The sequence below is a fragment of the Umezawaea sp. Da 62-37 genome (genome assembly GCF_032460545.1).
Taxonomy (GTDB): Bacteria; Actinomycetota; Actinomycetes; order Mycobacteriales; family Pseudonocardiaceae; genus Umezawaea.
The window spans coordinates 10,853,697-10,870,574 of record NZ_CP135965.1 but is presented as its reverse complement, the minus strand read 5'-3'; the positions used below and the strand labels follow the sequence as shown (position 1 = coordinate 10,870,574).

The window sequence follows — 16,878 nt, the reverse complement described above, 5'->3', positions numbered from 1 at the left end:
GCTCCCCGGTGCGTCAAGGCTCGGCTCAGGCCGAGGACGCCGTCACGTGCGGGACGGTCTCCAGCCGCGCGAAGTCCGCGCTGATCTCCCCAGCCGCCTGGAGCAGCAGCGGCAGGTGGTGTTCGACCAGGTACTCCACCGAGGTCTCGGCGGCGTGGCAGTTCACGTTCACGCCCGCGACCACCCGGCCGGAACCGTCGCGGACCGGCGCGGCGATCGAGCGGATGCCGAGGGTGAGCTGCTCGTCGGTCAGCGCCCAGCCGCGGGCGCGGACCTCGCGCAGGGCGGCGTCGCGCTCGGCGCGGTCGGGCCGCCACCGCGAGACCAGGCCGGAGCGGGTCGGCTCGGCGAGCACCCGTTCCAGCTCGTCCGCGGGCAGCGCGGCCAGCTGCACCTTCCCCAGCGACGTCGGCAGCGCCGGGAACCGGGTACCGATCTGCACGGCGAGCGACACGATCTTCGGCACGGCGACCCTGGCCACGTAGACGATGTCCGAGCCGTCGAGCTGGGCGATCGAGCACGACTCGTTCGTCCGCTCGACCAGCTTCTCCAGGTGCGGCCGCGCCACGTCCCACAGGCCCATGGACCGCACGTAGGCCACGCCCAGCTCCAGCACCCGCGGGGTCAGCGAGTAGCCGCGGTCGGCCGCGCGGACGTAGCCCAGCTCCTCCAGCGTCAGCAGGATCCGGCGCGCGGTGGGGCGGGCCAGGCCCGCGGCGGTGGCGACCTCGGCGAGCGTCATCGCCGGGTGGCCGGGCCGGAAGACCGCGATGACCTCCAGCCCGCGCGCGAGCGCCTCGATGAAGTCCGGACCCGTTCCCTCACGTGGCACCACGCGCCTCCCCTCGCCAGCCGGTCCGGGTCAGCGTAACCCCCGGTGTCCGCGAGGCGGACGAGGCGAACCCAGAGCCGTTCGCGACCGAGTCGCACGACGTCATTGACACTGGTCGGACAGAGGTTCAGAGTGACCGGCACAACCCGTTGACCGTCGGTCGGACACTTGTCCGGACAGTGAGGGAGCGACGACGATGCCGCAGCCATCCGACGAGGTGCCGACCCGCCCGGTCGTGTTCCGGGGCGGCACGGTGCTCACCGTGAACGCCGCGCACGAAGTGCTCTCCGACCACGACGTGCTCGTCGTGGGCGACGGGATCGCCGCCGTCGGCCCGGCGCTGTCCGTGCCGGAGGGGACGGTCGAGATCGACGCGTCCGGCGGCATCGTGATGCCGGGCATGATCGACACCCACCGGCACCTCTGGCAGACCGCGATGCGCGGCTACGGCGCCGACTGGACGCTGACCCAGTACTTCGTCTGGTACTACCTGGAGTGGGGCAAGGTCTTCCGCCCCGAGGACGTCTACGCGGGCAACCTGCTCGGCGCGGTCGAGGCGCTCGACGCGGGCGTCACGACCACCGTCGACTGGTCGCACGGCCTCCAGACCACGCAGCACGCCGACGCGGCCGTGGACGCGCTCCAGGCCGTGCCCGGCCGGTTCGTGCTGGCCTACGGCAACATCCAGGACGCGCCCGCGAACTGGACCGGCACGCCGCAGTTCCGCGACTTCGCGAGCCGCCGCATGTCCGGGAACGACCTGCTCGGCTTCCAGCTCGCCTTCGACGTCACCGGCGACCCCGCGTTCCCCGAGAAGCCCGCCTTCGAGGTCGCCCGCGAGCTGGGCGTGCCGGTCACCACCCACGCGGGCGTCTGGGGCGCCACCGGCGACGACAGCATCCGGCTCATGCACGACCACGGCTTCATGACCCCGGAGACCGTCTACGTCCACGGCGCGTCGCTGTCGGCCGACTCCTACCACCGCATCGCCGCGACGGGCGGGTCCGTCTCGGTGTCGACCGAGAGCGAGCAGAGCGCGGGCCAGGGCTACCCGCCCACCTGGAACCTGCGCGCGCACGGCATCCCCGTCTCGCTGTCCATGGACACCTCGGTGTGGTGGAGCGGTGACCTGTTCTCCGCCATGCGCTCCACCCTCGGCGCCGACCGGTCCCGCGAACACCTGGAGGCGCAGGCGAAGGGCGAGACCGTGACCCACTCGTCCCTGCGCGCCCAGCAGGTCGTCGAATGGGCGACCCTCGGCGGCGCCCGCGCGCTGGGCCGCGAGTCGCAGCTCGGCAGCGTCGAGGTCGGCAAGAAGGCCGACCTCGTGCTCATCAAGAACGACCACTCCCCCGTGTCGTTCCCGCTCCTCAACCCCCACGGCCACATCGCCTTCCAGGCCCAGCGCGCCGACGTCCACACGGTGCTGGTCAACGGCCGCGTCGTGAAGGCCGACGGCAAGCTGGTCGGCATCGACCTCGCGGCCGTCCGCTCGACGGTGGAGGACACCGTCGAGCACCTCCGGTCGCAGCTCGGCGAGGAGGCGTGGGCGAAGGGCATGAACCCGGACATCCCGACCAGCGAGGTCCTGGACAACCCGTACACCTACACCGACTACCGCAGCGGGAGCACTCACAGCGGCTGAGCGGTCCTGGGACCAGCCCCGACGGACCTACGATCGACGCCATGCGCGTCCTGTTCACAAGCCTCGCCTCCGTCGGCCACACCTACCCGTTGATCCCGCTCGCCCTGGCCGTGAAGGACGCGGGTCACGAGGTGCACTTCGCCGCTGGGGACGCCGTGCACGGACCGCTGGAGACGCACGGCCTGAACCCCTTCCGCCCCGCGGACTCCTTCTACGAGATCTACGCCGAGGACCTGGCGCCCGAGCTGGCCAGGCTGAAGCCCGACCTGGTCGTGCACGAGTGGGGCGTGCCGGGTGCCGCCGCGGCCGCGCACCAGGCCGGGATCCCCGGCATCTGGCACGGTTTCGGCAGGCTGTTCCCCGCGGGCATCGGCTTGGAACTCCCGACCGGGAACGCCGGGGCGCCCGGCAAGGCGCACTTCGACATCTGCCCGCCGTCCTTGCAGGACAAGGACTTCACCGAGCCCCGCATCGCGCTCCGGCCCGTCCCGTACTCGCCGCCCGCCGTCTGGAGCCCGCCCGCCGCCCGGCCGCTGGTCTACCTCACGCTCGGCACCGCCTTCGGCACGGCGGACCTCCTCACCACGGCCATCGCGGGCCTGGCTGAGCTGGACGCGCACGTCCTCGTCGCCCTGGGCCGGGTGCGGCCGGAGGAGATCGGCGCGGTGCCGGACAACGTCACCGTGGAGTCCTGGGTGCCGCAGGCGGACCTGCTCCCGCACGTCGACGTGGTCGTGCACCACGGCGGCAGCGGCACCACGCTCGGCGCGCTCGCCGTCGGCGCGCCGCAACTGCTCCTGCCGCAGGGCGCGGACCAGTTCGCGAACGCCGACGCCCTCGTCTCGGCGGGCGCCGGTCTGCGCCTGCTCGCCGACGAGGTGGGCGCGGAGTCCATCGCCGCCCACGTCGCGACCCTGCTGCCGCACGGGAATCCCGACCACCGCGCCGCGGCCCGCGCGATCGCCGAGGAGATCGGCCGGATGCCGTCGCCGGACGAGGTCGCTCACCACCTGCCCGAACACGCCGAACGCGGCTGAACCCGCCCACCCATAACGAAACCGGACCACGGTGGCACCACCCTCGGTGGACACCGCCGCGCGGGCAAGGCGTTCGTCCGCGGTGCCGGGTGGCGAGAAGTCGCCGCACCGCAAGGGAATCATGTCGCCGACCAGCGGCGACCGGTCCGCCTGGCCAACACCCGGACCCGAGGGGCGGCCATCGGGTTTGCCGATGGGGTGGACGGGTTACTCCAGGTCCGCAATCGATCATCGTCCTCTGGAGGCACCCATGCGCAGCGACACCCGGTGGCACGTCATCCCGACCACTGCCCGCGCCTGCTGGATCAGCCTGGCCCTCGGGATCGTCGCCGTCGTCAGCACCGCCACCCAGATGGTCTCGGCGCACGACGTGGCCGTCCTCCCGATGATCGCCCTCGTGCTCGGCGTCGCGCTGGTCGGCCTGGCCACCACCGGCCTGATGGCGCCCCGGCTGCGCGGGCGGTAGCACTCCCCTCCGATCACGAGGAACGGCTCCGTCCCGATCTGGACGGAGCCGTTCTTCGTTCCAGGGGAAGCGGTCCGAGCGGTGCACCGGAAATAGCGCTCTGTTGACCACCGACGGCCGCACCCCTAGCGTCTCGGGAAAGCGGTTCCCCGTAGTTCCTCAGCGAGGAGGAGCACGTGTACCAGCCTGTCCTCGACGCCGTCTCGGGTTCGCTAGGCCTGACCGCCCTGTTCGCCGCCCTGCCCCTCGCCGCGCTGTTCGTGCTGCTCGGCGTGGTCCGGATGAGGGCGTGGCTCGCCGCCCTGCTCTCCCTGCTCATCGCCGTCCTGGTCGCGGTGCTCGTCTACCCGATGCCGGTCGGCCAGGCGCTGCTGGCGGCGTCGGAGGGGGCCGCGTTCGGCTTCTTCCCGATCCTCTGGATCGTCATCAACGCGATCTGGGTCTACAACATGACCGTCGAGACCGGGCACTTCGACGTGCTGCGGCGGTCGTTCGCGCGCGTCAGCGACGACCAGCGGATCCAGGGCGTCATCATCGCGTTCTGCTTCGGCGCGCTGCTGGAGGCGCTCGCGGGCTTCGGCACACCGGTCGCGATCACCAGCGTCATGTTGATAGCACTGGGTTTCCGGCCGTTGAAGGCCGCGACCGTGGCACTCGTGGCGAACACCGCGCCCGTCGCGTTCGGCGCGCTCGCCACGCCGATCACGACGCTGGCGACCGTCACGAACCTGCCGATCGACGACCTGGCCGCGATGGTGGGCAGGCAGACCCCGCTGCTCGGCGTCTTCGTGCCGATGGCACTGGTGCTGATCATCGACGGGACGCGCGGCGTGCGGCAGACGTTGCCCGCCACCGCGGTCTGCGGGATCACCTTCGGGCTCGCGCAGTTCGCCACGTCCAACTACTTCAGCGCTCCCCTCACCGACATCGTGGCCGCACTGGTGAGCGCGGCGGCGACCGTGCTGCTGCTGCTGCGGGTCTGGCACCCCGCGCACACCTACGTCGAGGCGGTCCCCGCCAGTGGGTCGGGCACGTCCGACACCCCGGAGTCCGCCGAGGACAAGCGGGACTCCTCCCGCGAGGTGTTCCGGGCGTACGCGCCGTACGGCGTGATCATCGCGGTGTTCGCCCTCGCGCAGATCCCGGTGCTCAAGAGCGCGCTCACCAGCGTCACCAAGACGTTCACCTGGCCCGGCCTGCACCTGCTGACCGCGAGCGGCAAGCCGTCCACGCTGCCGCTGTTCAAGTTCGACTGGCTGGGCGCGGCGGGCTCGCTGCTGATCATCGCGGGGCTGATCACCATCCCGCTGATCGGGATCAGCGCCCGACGGGCGTGGGCGGCCTACCTCGCGACCTACCGGCAGCTGGCGGCCGCGATCCTCACGGTGATGGCCGTGCTCGCGCTCGCGTACGTCATGAACGCCAGCGGCCAGACCGCGACGCTGGGCACGTGGATGGCGGGCGCGGGCGCGTTCTTCGCCGTGCTGTCCCCGATCCTGGGCTGGATCGGCGTGGCGGTGACAGGGTCCGACACGTCGTCCAACTCGCTGTTCGGCGCGCTCCAGGTGGCGGCCGCCCAGCAGGCGGGCCTGGACCCGGTGCTGATGGCCGCGGCGAACTCGTCCGGCGGTGTGCTGGGCAAGATGGTCAGCCCGCAGAACCTCGCCATCGCGGCGGCCGCGGTCGGCATGTCCGGCAAGGAAGGCGACCTGTTCCGCAAGGTGCTGCTGTGGAGCGTCGTCTTCCTCGCCCTGATGTGCGTGCTGGTGCTCCTCCAGTCCACACCGGTGCTGTCCTGGATGGTCCCCTAGCGTCCGACGAGGTCGCCGAGGATCGCGGCGGTGGCCTCGTCGGCGGGTAGGAAGGCCTCCAGCCGCAACTCGGCGACCGTCACGTCGACCGCGGTGCCGAAGTGGGTCAGCGTCGTGATGAGCCGCAGTTCGCCCCGGTCGGTGCGCAGCCGCAGCGGGACGGCGAAGCCGAGGTAGTCGGCGCCCGCCCGCTTCGGCCGGTCCGGCACCAGCCCGGCGAGTTCCGCGACCAGGCTCCGCAGCCGGTCGTGCGGGTTCCGCTCGACCTCCGCGTGCAGGCGGTCGAGCACGTGCCAGGCCCACTCGTCGAGGTTCGCGATCCGGGGCGCGAGACCGTCCGGGTGCAGCAACACCCGCGGGACGCTCACCGGCGGCACGAGCAGCGACGGCGCCACCCCTTCGGTCAGCACGCGGAAACCCGCGTTGGCCGACACCAGGTCGCCGCACCGGTCGACGACCACCGCCGGGTACGGCAGGTGACCCGCCAGGATCCGTTCCACCGCCGTGCGCACGGGTTCCAGTGCCGGGTCGTCGAACGGGGTCCGCGGGTAGGCCGGAGCGAACCCGGCCGCGAGCAGCAGCACGTTGCGCTCCCGCACGGGCACCTCCAGCGACTCGGCCAGCCGGATGACCATGGCGCGGCCCGGCGTCGAGCGACCGCTCTCGATGAAGCTGACGTGCCGCTGCGTCGTGCCCGCGCGGACGGCGAGTTCCAACTGGCTCACCCGTCTTCGGGCGCGCCACGAGCGCAGTGCGACGGCGAACCCGCCGGTCTCGGATCCGGTGATCATCCGCCCTGTCTACCGGTGCGCGGGCGGTTCGGCCATTCCCCGCGGGGAATTGTCGGGCCCGCGTCCGGGCGGCACAGTCCTGGTCGGACTCCCACCACACCGAACGAAGGACACGTCGTGACCGACATCGACCCCAAGGCGCTGACCGACCGGTACGTCGCCGTCTGGAACGAACCGGACGCCGCACTGCGCCGCGCCGCCGTCCACGGCCTCTGGACCGAGCACGCCGTGCACGTCCTGCTGCCACCGCAGGACATCCGCGAGACGGCCACCGGCCTCGGCTTCCCCTCCGCCGCCTTCGAGGCCCGCGGGCACACCGAGCTGGAGTTCCGGGTGACCCGCGCCCACGAGGAGTTCATCGCGCCCGGCACGTTCGCCTTCCGGTCGCGGCACGACGCCGACCGGATCCGGGACGTCGTCAAGTTCCGCTGGGAGATGGTGTCGCCCGAGGGCGAGCGCGCGGGCGCGGGCCTGGAGGTCCTCCTCCTCGACCCGGACGGCCGCATCCGCGCCGACTACCAGTTCATCGAGAGCACGGCCTGACCTCGACGTCCGGCCGGCGGTGCGGGGAACGGATCCCCGTCACCCGCCGGGCCGGACGACCCGCGTTCGCAGGCGAACACGACCGCCGAGCCTCGCCGGCAGGTTGCCCACGTGCGTCTTCACCCTCGACGGGCTGACCACCAGCACCGCCACCGGATCGGGCCCGAACAGGAGGTGGAAGATCGGGAGAACCTTCCGAACCCGAACAGCCGCATCGCCTCTGGCACAGCCGAGTACCCGGTTCCCCCTCCCCCTCGGGTACCGGTCAGGCCCCCGCCTCGGCCAGCAGCGCCAGGTGCTCCGCGCCCAGCTCCACGTCGAGCGCGGGCAGGAACGCCTCGAACTGCTCCCACGTCCGGGTTCCGGCGATCGGGATCACCCTCGGCGACTCCTGGCGCAGCGCCCACGCCAACGCGACCTGGTTGCCGGTCACGCCGAGGTCGCCCGCGACCTTCCCGACGGCCGCCAGCCGCGCCTCGGAGTCCGCTCCCGCGTACGCCGTCCACATCCCGTGCCCGGCCCGGCGCCGCGGATCGTCGTAGATCCCTTGCAGGATCGGCGAATAGGCCACCAGCGACACGTCGTCGTGCCGACCCAGGTAGTCCAGCATCTCCGGCCCCGCGATCCCCGCGCGGTCCACGCCCGGCGCCGGACGCAGGTAGGAGTGCTGCTGCTGCACCGCCACCGGCGCGACCCACCCGTACCGGTCGGCCAGCTGCCTGATCCGCTCCAGCCGCCACGTCCGCACGTTGCTCCACCCGATCTGCCGGACCTTCCCCGCCCGCACGATCCCGTCCAGCGCCTCCAGCGTCTCCTCCAGCGGCGTGGACAGGTCGTCGACGTGGACGTAGTACAGGTCCACGTGGTCGGTCCCGAGCCTGCGCAGGCTCGCGTCGATCCCCCGCCGCACGACGTCCGCGCCCGTGCCCTCGAAGAGCTTCGCCGCGATGCCCCAGTCCGCCTTGCCGTCGACCAGCGCCGCGGGCACGTCGGTCACGACGCCGCCGACCTTCGTGGCCAGGAAGACGCGGTCGCGGTTGCCGTCGCGGGCCAGCCAGCGGCCGAGCAGCTCCTCGCTCTCACCGCCCCCGCTGCCCGCGTGCCACCACGAGTAGCAGTTCGCGGTGTCGAGGAAGTCGCCCCCGGCGTCCAGGAACGAGTCGAGCATCCGGTAGGAGGTGGGCTCGTCGGTGGAGGTGCCCATCAGCATGCATCCCAGCGCGACCTGGCCGACGGTCGTGCCGGTGCGCCCGAGTTCGGTTCGCTTCATCACGAAGACCACGGTAAGCGCGATCGGTCCGGTGCTACGGTCCGCCTCCGTGCCGGAATCGCAGACCAATCTGAGCTGGGACGTGCTGCTGGACCTGTCCGGGCCGGCGGGCGCCCGGCACGAGCGGCTGGCCGGGGCGCTGCGGTCGGCGGTCCGCGACGGCGTGCTGCCGGTCGGCACCGCGCTGCCGCCGAGCCGCAAGCTGGCCACCGACCTGGGGTGTTCCCGCTGGCTGGTGACGCAGGCGTACGGGCAGCTGGTCGCCGAGGGCTACCTGGAGGCGCGGACGGGGGCGGCGACCCGCGTGTCGTGGTCGCCGGGGCGGGACGAACGACGTCCACCGGCGGCACGGGTCGCCGCGCCCGTCCCGCGCTACGACCTCGCCCCCGGCGTGCCGGACCTGCGGGCGTTCCCCCGCCGCCGGTGGGCGGACGCGCTGCGGGACGTCCTGACCACGATGCCGCACACCGAGTTCGGCGTCCCGCCCCTCGGTGGACACCCGCGGCTGCGCGCGGTCGTGGCCGAGTACCTCCGCCGCTGCCGGGGCGCGTCGGCGGCCCCGCGCGACGTCACCATCTGCGCGGGCGTGACCGAGGGCGTGACGAGGGTGTGCCGGGCGCTGGCGGCCAGGGGCGTCACCGCCGTCGCGGTCGAGGACCCGAGCTGGGGCCGCACCCGGCAGGCGGTGGCCGCGGCCGGGTTGACGGTCGTGCCGGTGCCCGTCGACGAGGACGGGGTACGGGTGGACCTGCTGGGCGGGACGCGGGCGGTGGTCGTGACGCCCGCGCACCAGTTCCCGACCGGCACGGTGCTCGCCCCGGCCCGGCGGGCGGCGCTGGTCGCGTGGGCGCGCGACGTGGACGGGCTGGTCCTGGAGGACGACTACGACGCCGAGTTCCGCTACGACCGCCGCCCGGTCGGCACGGTCCAGGGCATGGCGCCCGCGCACGTGGCGCTGTTCGGGTCGGTGAGCAAGACGCTGAGCCCGGCGCTGGGCATCGGCTGGCACGTGCTGCCGCCCGCGTGGACGGAGTCCTACCAGGCCGCCAACCCGGCCGCCGCGACGCCGTCGGTCGTCGACCAGCTCGCCCTCGCCGCGTTCATCGACCAGGGCGGCTACGACCGGCACCTGCGCGCGGTCCGGCTGCGCTACCGCTCCCGGCGCGACGCGCTGGTCGCCGCGCTCGCCACCCACCTCCCGGACTCCCGGACCACCGGCGTGGCGGCGGGTCTGCACCTGCTGCTGCACCTCGGTGGCGCGGTGGACACCGGCGCGCTGGTCCGCCGGGCCGCGGCCGAGGGCCTGCGCCTGGTGGACCTCGCCGCCTACCGGAGCACCCCGCCGGAGGAACCGGCCCTCGTCCTGGGCTACGGCAACCTGGCCGACAACGCCGTGCTGCCCGCCGTCGCACTGCTCGCCTCACTCCTGTGACGCCGGTCACCGAACTTCACGTCCGGTGGCCGTCCCTCGTCTGGTGATCGGCACTGGAGGACGAGGAAGGGCACCGACGATGAAGAGGATCGTGATCCTGGGCGCCGGGTACGCCGGGCTGATGACGGCGGTGATCCTGGCGGCGCGCACGAAGCGGCGCGACGACGTGCGGATCGCGGTCGTCAACGCGACCGAGCGGTTCACCGAGCGGCTGCGGCTGCACCAGACCGCCACCGGGCAGCCGACCGCCGAGCTGCGGGTCCCGGACATGCTGGAGGGCACCGGGGTGGAGTTCGTGCGGGGCCGGGTCACCGGGATCGACACCGCGGCCCGCACGGTCCGCGTGGACGACGAGCGGGTGCTGGGGTACGACGTGCTGGTCTACGCGCTCGGCGCGGTGGCCGACCCGGCGGGCGTGCCCGGCGTCGAGGACCACGCGCACACGCTGGACAGCGCGCACGACGCCGAACTGCTGGCGGCCAGGCTGGGCGCCGGGACGGTCGCGGTGTGCGGCAGCGGGCTGACCGGGGTGGAGGCGGCGGCCGAGATCGCCGAGCGGCACCCTGGGACCGACGTCGTGCTCCTCGGCCGGGAGGAACCGGGGGCGGCGTTGGGACCGAAGGCCAAGGCGCACGTGGACGCCGTGCTGCACCGCCTCGGCGTGCGGGTGCTCAGCGGGGTCGAGGTCGTCAAGGTGCTGCCGGAGTCCGTGGAGCTGGCGGACGGCAGCGTGCCCGCCGACGTGGTGCTGTGGACCAGCGGGGTGCGGGTGGCACCGCTGGCCACGGCGGCCGGGCTGGAGGTCGACGGGCGCGGCCGGATCGTCACCGACTCCGCGCTGCGGTCGGTGACGCGCCCGGACGTCTACGCCGTCGGCGACGCGGCGGCGGTCCGGCAGGGGTTCGGCGTCCTGCACGGCACCTGCCAGAGCGGCATGCCGACCGGCGTGCACGCCGCCGTGTCGATCGTGCGCGAGCTGGACGGCAAGTCGCCCAGGGCTTTCCGGTTCGGCTACTACCACGCGCCGGTGAGCCTGGGCCGCCACGACGCCGTCGTCCAGTTCACCCGGCCCGACGGCCGCCCGCGGAGGTTCGCGCTGACCGGGCGGACGGCCGTCTGGTACAAGGAGACCGTGAGCGCGTCACCGTGGCCGACCTACCGGCGGCTGAGGACCTTCCCCCGCATGGGCTCGGTCTGGCCGCGCGGCGGCAGGCGCACCCGATGACCGACGACGTCTTCGCCGACCACCGGAACCTGCTGTTCTCGGTCGCCTACCGCATCCTCGGCTCCGCGGTCGACGCCGAGGACGCGGTGCAGGACACCTGGCTCAGGTGGTCGTCGGCCGACCGCTCCCCGGTCGCCGACCCCAAGGCGTACCTGGTGCGGATCGTGTCGAACGTGGCCGTGGACCGGCTGCGGTCCGCGAGCGTCCGCCGGGAGGTCTACGTCGGTCCGTGGCTGCCGGAGCCGATCCTCACCGGCACCGACGACCCGGAGACGGCGGAGTCGGTGTCGGTGGCGCTGCTCGTGGTGCTGGAGGCGCTGACCCCGTTGGAGCGCGCGGTGTTCGTGCTGAAGGAGGCGTTCGGGTTCGGCTACGCCGAGATCGCCGACGCCGTCGCGCGCTCCGAGGACACCGTGCGCCAGGCCGCCCACCGCGCCCGCGGCCACGTGCGCTCCCGGCGCCCGCGCTTCCCCGCCGACCGGGCCAGGCAGCGCGACGTCACCGAGCGGTTCTTCGCGGCCGCCACCGGGGGCGACATCAACGCGCTGATGGACCTGCTCGCACCGGACGTGGCGCTGTGGACCGACGGCGGGGGCAAGGTGCGGCAGGCGATGCGCCCGGTCGTCGGCGCGGACCGGGTCGCCGCCTGGTTCGCGGGCATCGCCACCCGCCCGTACGAGGGCGTCGCCATCGCGGACATGTCCGCCGCGGTGGTCGAGCTCAACGGCAGCCCCGGCGTCGTGTTCACCGGCGCGGGCCGGGTGATCGGCACCCTGACCCTCGACCTCGACGACGACGGCCGGATCGCCGCGGTCCACAACGTCGCCAACCCGGACAAGCTCCGCGCCGTCACCACCGGGACCGTCCACCCCGTGGGGCTCGACCGCTGACCCTCAGGTCAGCAGCCGGTTCCGCCACGCCCAGATGGCGATCTCGGTGCGGTTGCGCGCCTCCAGCTTGCCCTGGACGCTCGCCAGGTGGGTTTTGACCGTGGACAGGGAGATCCGCAGCTCCGCGCTGACCTCCGCGTTCGTCCGTCCTCTCGCGACGGCCAGCACGACGTCCAGTTCCCTTGCCGTCAACGGCACGTCCGGCCGGACGAGGGACCTGGTCGGGTCGCTGGTGAAGTGCGCCAGCAGCCGCACGGTGACCGACGGCGACACCATCGACTCGCCCTTGGCCGCCGCGTGCACGGCCTCCACCAGCAGCCGGGGCCCCGCGTCCTTGAGCAGGAACCCGCACGCGCCCGCGAGCAGGGCCGCGTAGACGTTCTCGTCCACGTCATAAGTCGTCACCACGACGACCCGCAGCGGATCGGCGACGGTCGGGCCCGCGAGCAGTTCGGTGGCGCGGATGCCGTCGAGCCCCGGCATCCGGATGTCCATCAGCGTGACGTCGGGCCGGAACCGCCGGGCCAGCCGCACCGCGGACTCCCCGTCGGCGGCCTCGCTGATCACCTCGATGTCCGGGTCGGCGTTGAGGATGAGCCGGAAACCGGTGCGCACCAGGGTCTGGTCGTCGGCGATGAGCACCCTGATCGGCATCAGGCCCCTTCCTCGGCGCGCAGCGGGAGCCACGCGGTGGTGCGCCAGCGGCGACCGGGTTCCGGTCCGGCGCGCAGACCGCCGCCCAGCGCGGCGGCCCGTTCCGCCATGCCCACCAGACCGTAGCCGCCCCCCGACCCGTCACCGCTCACACCGTCGTTGCGGATCTCCAGCACGAGGTCGCCGTCGGCGACGTGCACGCTGACCTCGACCACCGAGGCGTGCGGGGCGTGCCGCCGGACGTTGGTCATGGACTCCAGGACGATCCGGTGCACTGTGCCGGACAGGTCCGGCGGCACCGCCACGGCGTCCAGCTCGTCCGGCACGTCCACGTCCGCCTGGCCGTCGGCGGCGTCGCGGACGGCGTCGCCGATCGTGCCGCCCACCGCCGGCGGCAGGGGGTCGCTGCGCAGCATCCCGACCAGCCTGCGCATGGAGGTGAGCGCCGCCGCTCCCGCCCGCTCGACCTCCCGGTACACCTCGACGGGGTCCTGGTCGGCCACCGCCGGGTTCTCCGCGAGCGCGTGCGCGGCCTGCGCGAGGACGACGATGCCGCTGACGTGGTGCGCCACCAGGTCGTGCAGTTCCCTGGCCAGTTGCAGTCGTTCGCCCTCGCGCACGCGTTCCAGCGCGGCCAGGTGCCGGGCGTCGGCGTCCCGCAGGACCAGGCCGAACGCCAGCGCGGTGCCCCACATCAGGGCCGCGGGCACGGCGGCCAGCGCCACGGGCGACTCGACGCCGTAGCGCACCACGGGTGCGGCGACGACCGCCGCGCCCGCGGCCACCGCCAGCACCGCCGCGGGCACCGGCCGCAGACGCCTGCACCCCGCACCCGCCAGCAGCGCGACGCCCAGCACCTCGGTCGCCACCGGCTGGGCGGCCGATCCCGCGCCGACGAGTCCGGCGGCCGAGGTGCTGATCAGCGAGAACCCGATCACCGACCAGCCGAGCAGCGCGACGCGGTCCGGGAAGCGGCGGCGCAGGACGGCCAGCACCGCCACCGCGGTCCCCAGGTAGGGCACGACGGTCGTCAGCACGGGCCCCAGCACGCCCCGCGCGCCGCCCTGCCGGATCACCAGCGCGCTGTCCACGGCCGTCGCCACCACCAGTGCGATGATCTCGGCGACGAGCACGCTGCGACGTGCCGGTGGTCCGGCTGCGGTCATGGGCACAATCATCCCGGCCCCGCGCGCCGCGCCGCCCACCGGGCCGACGGCGGCGCTCCCGCTCCCCGGCGTTGGAGCGCACCGGTCCTCGGGGGACGGTGCCGGGTCCTCCACGGGCGTCCGGTCATGAGACCAGTCCCCCTTCCCACGCCCAGATGGCGATCTCGGTGCGGTTGCGGGCGTCCAGCTTGCTCCGGGCGCCCGCGAGGTGGCTCTTGACGGTGGCCGTCGAGATCGACAGCTCGGCCGCGATCTCGACGTCCGAGCGACCGCGGGCCACCGCCAGCACCACGTCGGACTCCCGCGCGGTCAACGGGGCGTCGTCCCGACGAGGGGTCCGACGGGACGTGCGGGTGAAGTGCCGCAACAGGTTCGCCGCGATCGGCGGGGACACCACCGCCTCGCCGCGCGCGGCGGCGTGCACCGCTTCGACGAGCAGCCGCGGCCCGGAGTCCTTGAGCAGGAACCCGGACGCGCCCGCGGCCAGCGCCGACCGGACGTCGTCCTCGGTGCCGCGAACCGCCACCACGAGCACCCGCAGCGGATCCCGCACGCCCTTGCCCGCCAGGAGTTCGGTGGCCCGGATGCCGTCGATTCCCGGCAGCCGCGCCTCCACGACCGCCACGTCCGGGCGCAGCCGCCGGGCCAGCCGCACCGCCGAGTCGCCGTCGGCCGCCTCCCCGACGACCAGGATGCCGGGGTCGGCGTCGAGGATGAGCCGGAGACCGGTGCGCACCAGCGTTTGGCCGTCCGCCACGAGCACGCGGATCACGCCGAGCGCTTGACGTCCGCGATGTAGGCGTTGGACGCGGGGAGGTAGCTCAGGACCACGGCCACGACAGCGATCGCGCAACTGGCGTAGCCGACCACCGTGTTGCCCTGCGTGGTGATGGTGGAGGCGAGCTGGAGCAGCGTGATCACGGTCAGCACGACGCGGGCCCAGTTGCGGCCCGCCTTGAGCTTGAACGCCAGCCACAGGTGCACCAGCGCGATCACCGCCGCGACGCCGATGGCGAAGGCGAGTCCCAGCGTGGCGGAGCTCTGGAGCTGGTCGTCGGTCATGGTCGGGTTTGTCTGGCGCAGCGTGTCGACGAGCTGCCCGCGCGATCCGGCCAGCACGACGATGGCGACCAGGCTCACGGCGGTGGAGGCGAGGAAGCCGAAGAACGCCGTGATGATCGTGGACGGAGGGGTGAGGCCGTTCTTGGTGGTAACCATGATCGGGAAGCTATGGCCTTCCGGGACGCGTTGCAGGGCAAGGACGTTCCACCTAGTTCTTTCGGCTGATCCCCTAGTGCGCGGGCACCAGGGGATCAGCCCGGAGCCCTCAGCGGAACGAGTTGACCTCGCCCAGGTAGCGCTGGACCTGGTCGCGCAGCGGCGTCGCCGGTGTCGGCGTCTGCGCGGCCTGGACGGCGACGGGCGCCCTCACCGGTCCGGCGACGGGGAACACGGTGTCCTCCTGGAGGAGCGGCACACCGGGGCACACCGCAGTGCCGGGCCGGGAGTTGTGCAGCAGGAACACCTCCACCATGCCGTCCACGCACGGATTCCCGCTGGTGGCGTACTGGCCGTGGTACGCGGCGTCGTCCACCGACACGAACCCGACGCCCGGTGCCGCGCGCACGGCGGCACGCGCCTGCTCGTAGCCCGTCTGCGGGTCCATCTCGCCCTGCACGACCAGCACGTTGGCCGCGACCTGCGGCGGCAGTGTCGGCAGCTGCTGACGCGGCGCGTCGGACCAGTAGGCGCACGGCTCCGACAGCCCGTATGCCCAGCCGTACACCGGGTTCAGCGGTCCCTGGCGGTCGCTGAGCGCCTTGTACCAGGCGGCGGAACGGGTTTCCTGGTCACCGCAGGCGACCGCGAAGCGGGTGCCGGACACGTCGGTGTAGTCCGGTGCCGCCGCGGTGATCCGTTCGGGCGTCAGGTCCGCGGCGGGCACGCCGAACTCGGCGCGCGACACCTCGTCGAACTCGGCCGGCAGCGCCGGGTCGACGGCCTCGCCGCCGTCGGCGCTGTTCGCGGAGACCACGAACACCAGCGTGGCGAGCAGCCAGCCCAGCGGGCTGCCCATGCCGACGAACGCGCGGTCGAAGTTGTCCGGCGGCAGCTGGTGCGCGGCGAAGTACCCGCGCGCCCGTTCCCACGTCGCCTTCGCCTCGGCGGGAGTCGTGCCGACCACCTCCGGGTAGTGCCGGGTCGTCCACGGCAGGTACTGGGCGTCGAACTGCCGCTGGTCGATCTCCGGGAACGCCTCGAACGCCGCCTGGAGCCTGCCCTGCCAGTTCACGCTGGAGTCGAGCACGACCTTCCCGGTGTTCGCCGGGAACAGCGACGCGTACTTCGCGCCGAGCCACGTGCCGTAGGAGTAGCCGAGGTAGTTGATCTCGTCCTCCCCCAGCAGGCTCCGCACCAGGTCCATGTCGTGCGCTGTCTGCCAGGTGGTGGTGTACGGCGCGACCGCGTCGCTCTGGCACGCCTCGGCGATCGCGCGCGGCAGCTGCTGGTGCGCCGCGACGCTCTGCGCGGACCGGTCCCGCGCGTCCAGCAGGCCCTGCGGCAGGCGCCCGGTGGGCACGTGGCACTGGAACCCGCTGTCCTGCGGCGACGTGCCGGTGCCGCGGGGGTCCATGCCGATGAAGTCGTACGCCGCGTTCACCTCGGGCGCGAGCCCCGCCACGGAGTTCGCGAACCCGGTGCCCTTGCCGCCGGGGCCACCGGGGTTGATCAGCAGCACGCCCTTGCGCTCACCGGTCGCCCGCGACCGGCTCAACGAGACGTCGAGGTCCACTCCGGACGCCGGGTCCGCCCAGTCGCGCGGCACCTCGACCAGCGCGCACTCGACGGCGGGCGCGCCTTCCGCCGGGGTGAACGCGCACGGCCCCCAGGTGATCCGCTGACCGGTGTAGGGGTCGAGCGGGTCGGCGTGGGCGGGCGCGACCGCCGTGATGGCGGCCAGGACGACCGCCGCCGCGACTTGTGCCTGTCGTCGCATGATGGTCCTTCGGATCGGAGTACGGGACCGCGATCCTGGCGGGGCGCACCACCCGCCCGCCTCGTCCGTGAGTACGGAATCGGCCCGGCGCCTAGTCCTCCGGGACCAGTCCCCCGCT

Annotated in this window: 16 protein-coding genes; 8 read left to right on the top strand and 8 right to left on the bottom strand. The window is 73.4% G+C overall.

What is annotated here, in order from left to right:
• Nucleotides 1–25 precede the first annotated feature (25 nt).
• Complete coding sequence (locus tag RM788_RS48935; RefSeq protein WP_315928254.1) at nt 26–832, bottom strand: IclR family transcriptional regulator domain-containing protein; 807 nt, start codon at nt 830–832, stop codon at nt 26–28.
• A gap of 196 nt (nt 833–1,028) precedes the next feature.
• Here RM788_RS48935 and RM788_RS48930 point away from each other — a divergent pair, with 196 nt between their 5' ends.
• The 4 genes from RM788_RS48930 (at nt 1,029) to RM788_RS48915 (ending at nt 5,791) form a co-directional block, all read left to right on the top strand.
• Nucleotides 1,029–2,477: an amidohydrolase family protein gene (locus tag RM788_RS48930; protein ID WP_315928252.1), complete on the top strand. Its 1,449-nt coding sequence runs from the start codon at nt 1,029–1,031 to the stop codon at nt 2,475–2,477.
• A gap of 41 nt (nt 2,478–2,518) precedes the next feature.
• Nucleotides 2,519–3,514, top strand: coding sequence for a glycosyltransferase (locus RM788_RS48925; RefSeq protein ID WP_315928250.1), 996 nt, complete (start codon nt 2,519–2,521; stop codon nt 3,512–3,514).
• Nucleotides 3,515–3,764: 250 nt separating this feature from the next.
• Nucleotides 3,765–3,980, top strand: a complete 216-nt coding sequence (locus tag RM788_RS48920; protein ID WP_315928248.1) for a hypothetical protein — start codon at nt 3,765–3,767, stop codon at nt 3,978–3,980.
• Between the two features lie 176 nt (nt 3,981–4,156).
• Nucleotides 4,157–5,791 (top strand): L-lactate permease, encoded by a 1,635-nt coding sequence (locus tag RM788_RS48915; RefSeq protein WP_315928246.1) that lies wholly within the window; start codon nt 4,157–4,159, stop codon nt 5,789–5,791.
• On the opposite strand, the gene RM788_RS48910 is transcribed toward RM788_RS48915, so the two are convergent.
• A complete protein-coding gene (locus RM788_RS48910) occupies nt 5,788–6,582 on the bottom strand; it encodes a helix-turn-helix domain-containing protein (RefSeq protein WP_315928244.1) in 795 nt (264 codons plus the stop codon). The genes RM788_RS48915 and RM788_RS48910 overlap by 4 nt on opposite strands.
• Nucleotides 6,583–6,699: 117 nt before the next feature.
• Here RM788_RS48910 and RM788_RS48905 point away from each other — a divergent pair, with 117 nt between their 5' ends.
• Nucleotides 6,700–7,125 carry a hypothetical protein gene (locus tag RM788_RS48905; RefSeq protein ID WP_315928242.1) on the top strand — a complete coding sequence of 142 codons (426 nt, stop codon included), beginning with the start codon at nt 6,700–6,702 and terminating at the stop codon, nt 7,123–7,125.
• A 265-nt stretch (nt 7,126–7,390) separates the two neighbouring features.
• Here RM788_RS48905 and RM788_RS48900 read toward each other — a convergent pair whose 3' ends face one another.
• Nucleotides 7,391–8,395, bottom strand: coding sequence for an aldo/keto reductase (locus RM788_RS48900; RefSeq protein ID WP_315934928.1), 1,005 nt, complete (start codon nt 8,393–8,395; stop codon nt 7,391–7,393).
• A 49-nt stretch (nt 8,396–8,444) separates the two neighbouring features.
• Here RM788_RS48900 and RM788_RS48895 point away from each other — a divergent pair, with 49 nt between their 5' ends.
• The 3 genes from RM788_RS48895 to RM788_RS48885 all read left to right on the top strand — a co-directional run bounded on the left by RM788_RS48895 (nt 8,445) and on the right by RM788_RS48885 (nt 11,942).
• Nucleotides 8,445–9,827, top strand: coding sequence for a MocR-like pyridoxine biosynthesis transcription factor PdxR (locus RM788_RS48895; protein ID WP_315928240.1), 1,383 nt, complete (start codon nt 8,445–8,447; stop codon nt 9,825–9,827).
• Between the two features lie 79 nt (nt 9,828–9,906).
• Nucleotides 9,907–11,052 carry an NAD(P)/FAD-dependent oxidoreductase gene (locus RM788_RS48890; RefSeq protein WP_315928238.1) on the top strand — a complete coding sequence of 382 codons (1,146 nt, stop codon included), beginning with the start codon at nt 9,907–9,909 and terminating at the stop codon, nt 11,050–11,052.
• Nucleotides 11,049–11,942 carry an RNA polymerase sigma-70 factor gene (locus RM788_RS48885; RefSeq protein WP_315928236.1) on the top strand — a complete coding sequence of 298 codons (894 nt, stop codon included), beginning with the start codon at nt 11,049–11,051 and terminating at the stop codon, nt 11,940–11,942. Before RM788_RS48890 ends, RM788_RS48885 begins: the two co-directional genes overlap by 4 nt.
• Before the next feature lie 3 nt (nt 11,943–11,945).
• On the opposite strand, the gene RM788_RS48880 is transcribed toward RM788_RS48885, so the two are convergent.
• The 5 genes from RM788_RS48880 to RM788_RS48860 all read right to left on the bottom strand — a co-directional run bounded on the left by RM788_RS48880 (nt 11,946) and on the right by RM788_RS48860 (nt 16,760).
• Nucleotides 11,946–12,596, bottom strand: coding sequence for a response regulator (locus RM788_RS48880; RefSeq protein ID WP_315928234.1), 651 nt, complete (start codon nt 12,594–12,596; stop codon nt 11,946–11,948).
• Nucleotides 12,596–13,762 carry a sensor histidine kinase gene (locus RM788_RS48875; RefSeq protein ID WP_315928232.1) on the bottom strand — a complete coding sequence of 389 codons (1,167 nt, stop codon included), beginning with the start codon at nt 13,760–13,762 and terminating at the stop codon, nt 12,596–12,598. The genes RM788_RS48880 and RM788_RS48875 overlap by 1 nt, the downstream gene beginning before the upstream one ends.
• Before the next feature lie 124 nt (nt 13,763–13,886).
• The gene (locus tag RM788_RS48870; RefSeq protein WP_315928230.1) at nt 13,887–14,534 is read right to left on the bottom strand and encodes a response regulator; all 648 of its coding nucleotides are present in this window, start codon (nt 14,532–14,534) and stop codon (nt 13,887–13,889) included.
• A complete protein-coding gene (locus RM788_RS48865; RefSeq protein WP_315928228.1) occupies nt 14,531–14,980 on the bottom strand; it encodes a hypothetical protein in 450 nt (149 codons plus the stop codon). Before RM788_RS48865 ends, RM788_RS48870 begins: the two co-directional genes overlap by 4 nt.
• Nucleotides 14,981–15,089: 109 nt before the next feature.
• Nucleotides 15,090–16,760 (bottom strand): alpha/beta fold hydrolase, encoded by a 1,671-nt coding sequence (locus tag RM788_RS48860; RefSeq protein WP_315928226.1) that lies wholly within the window; start codon nt 16,758–16,760, stop codon nt 15,090–15,092.
• Nucleotides 16,761–16,878 lie beyond the last annotated feature (118 nt).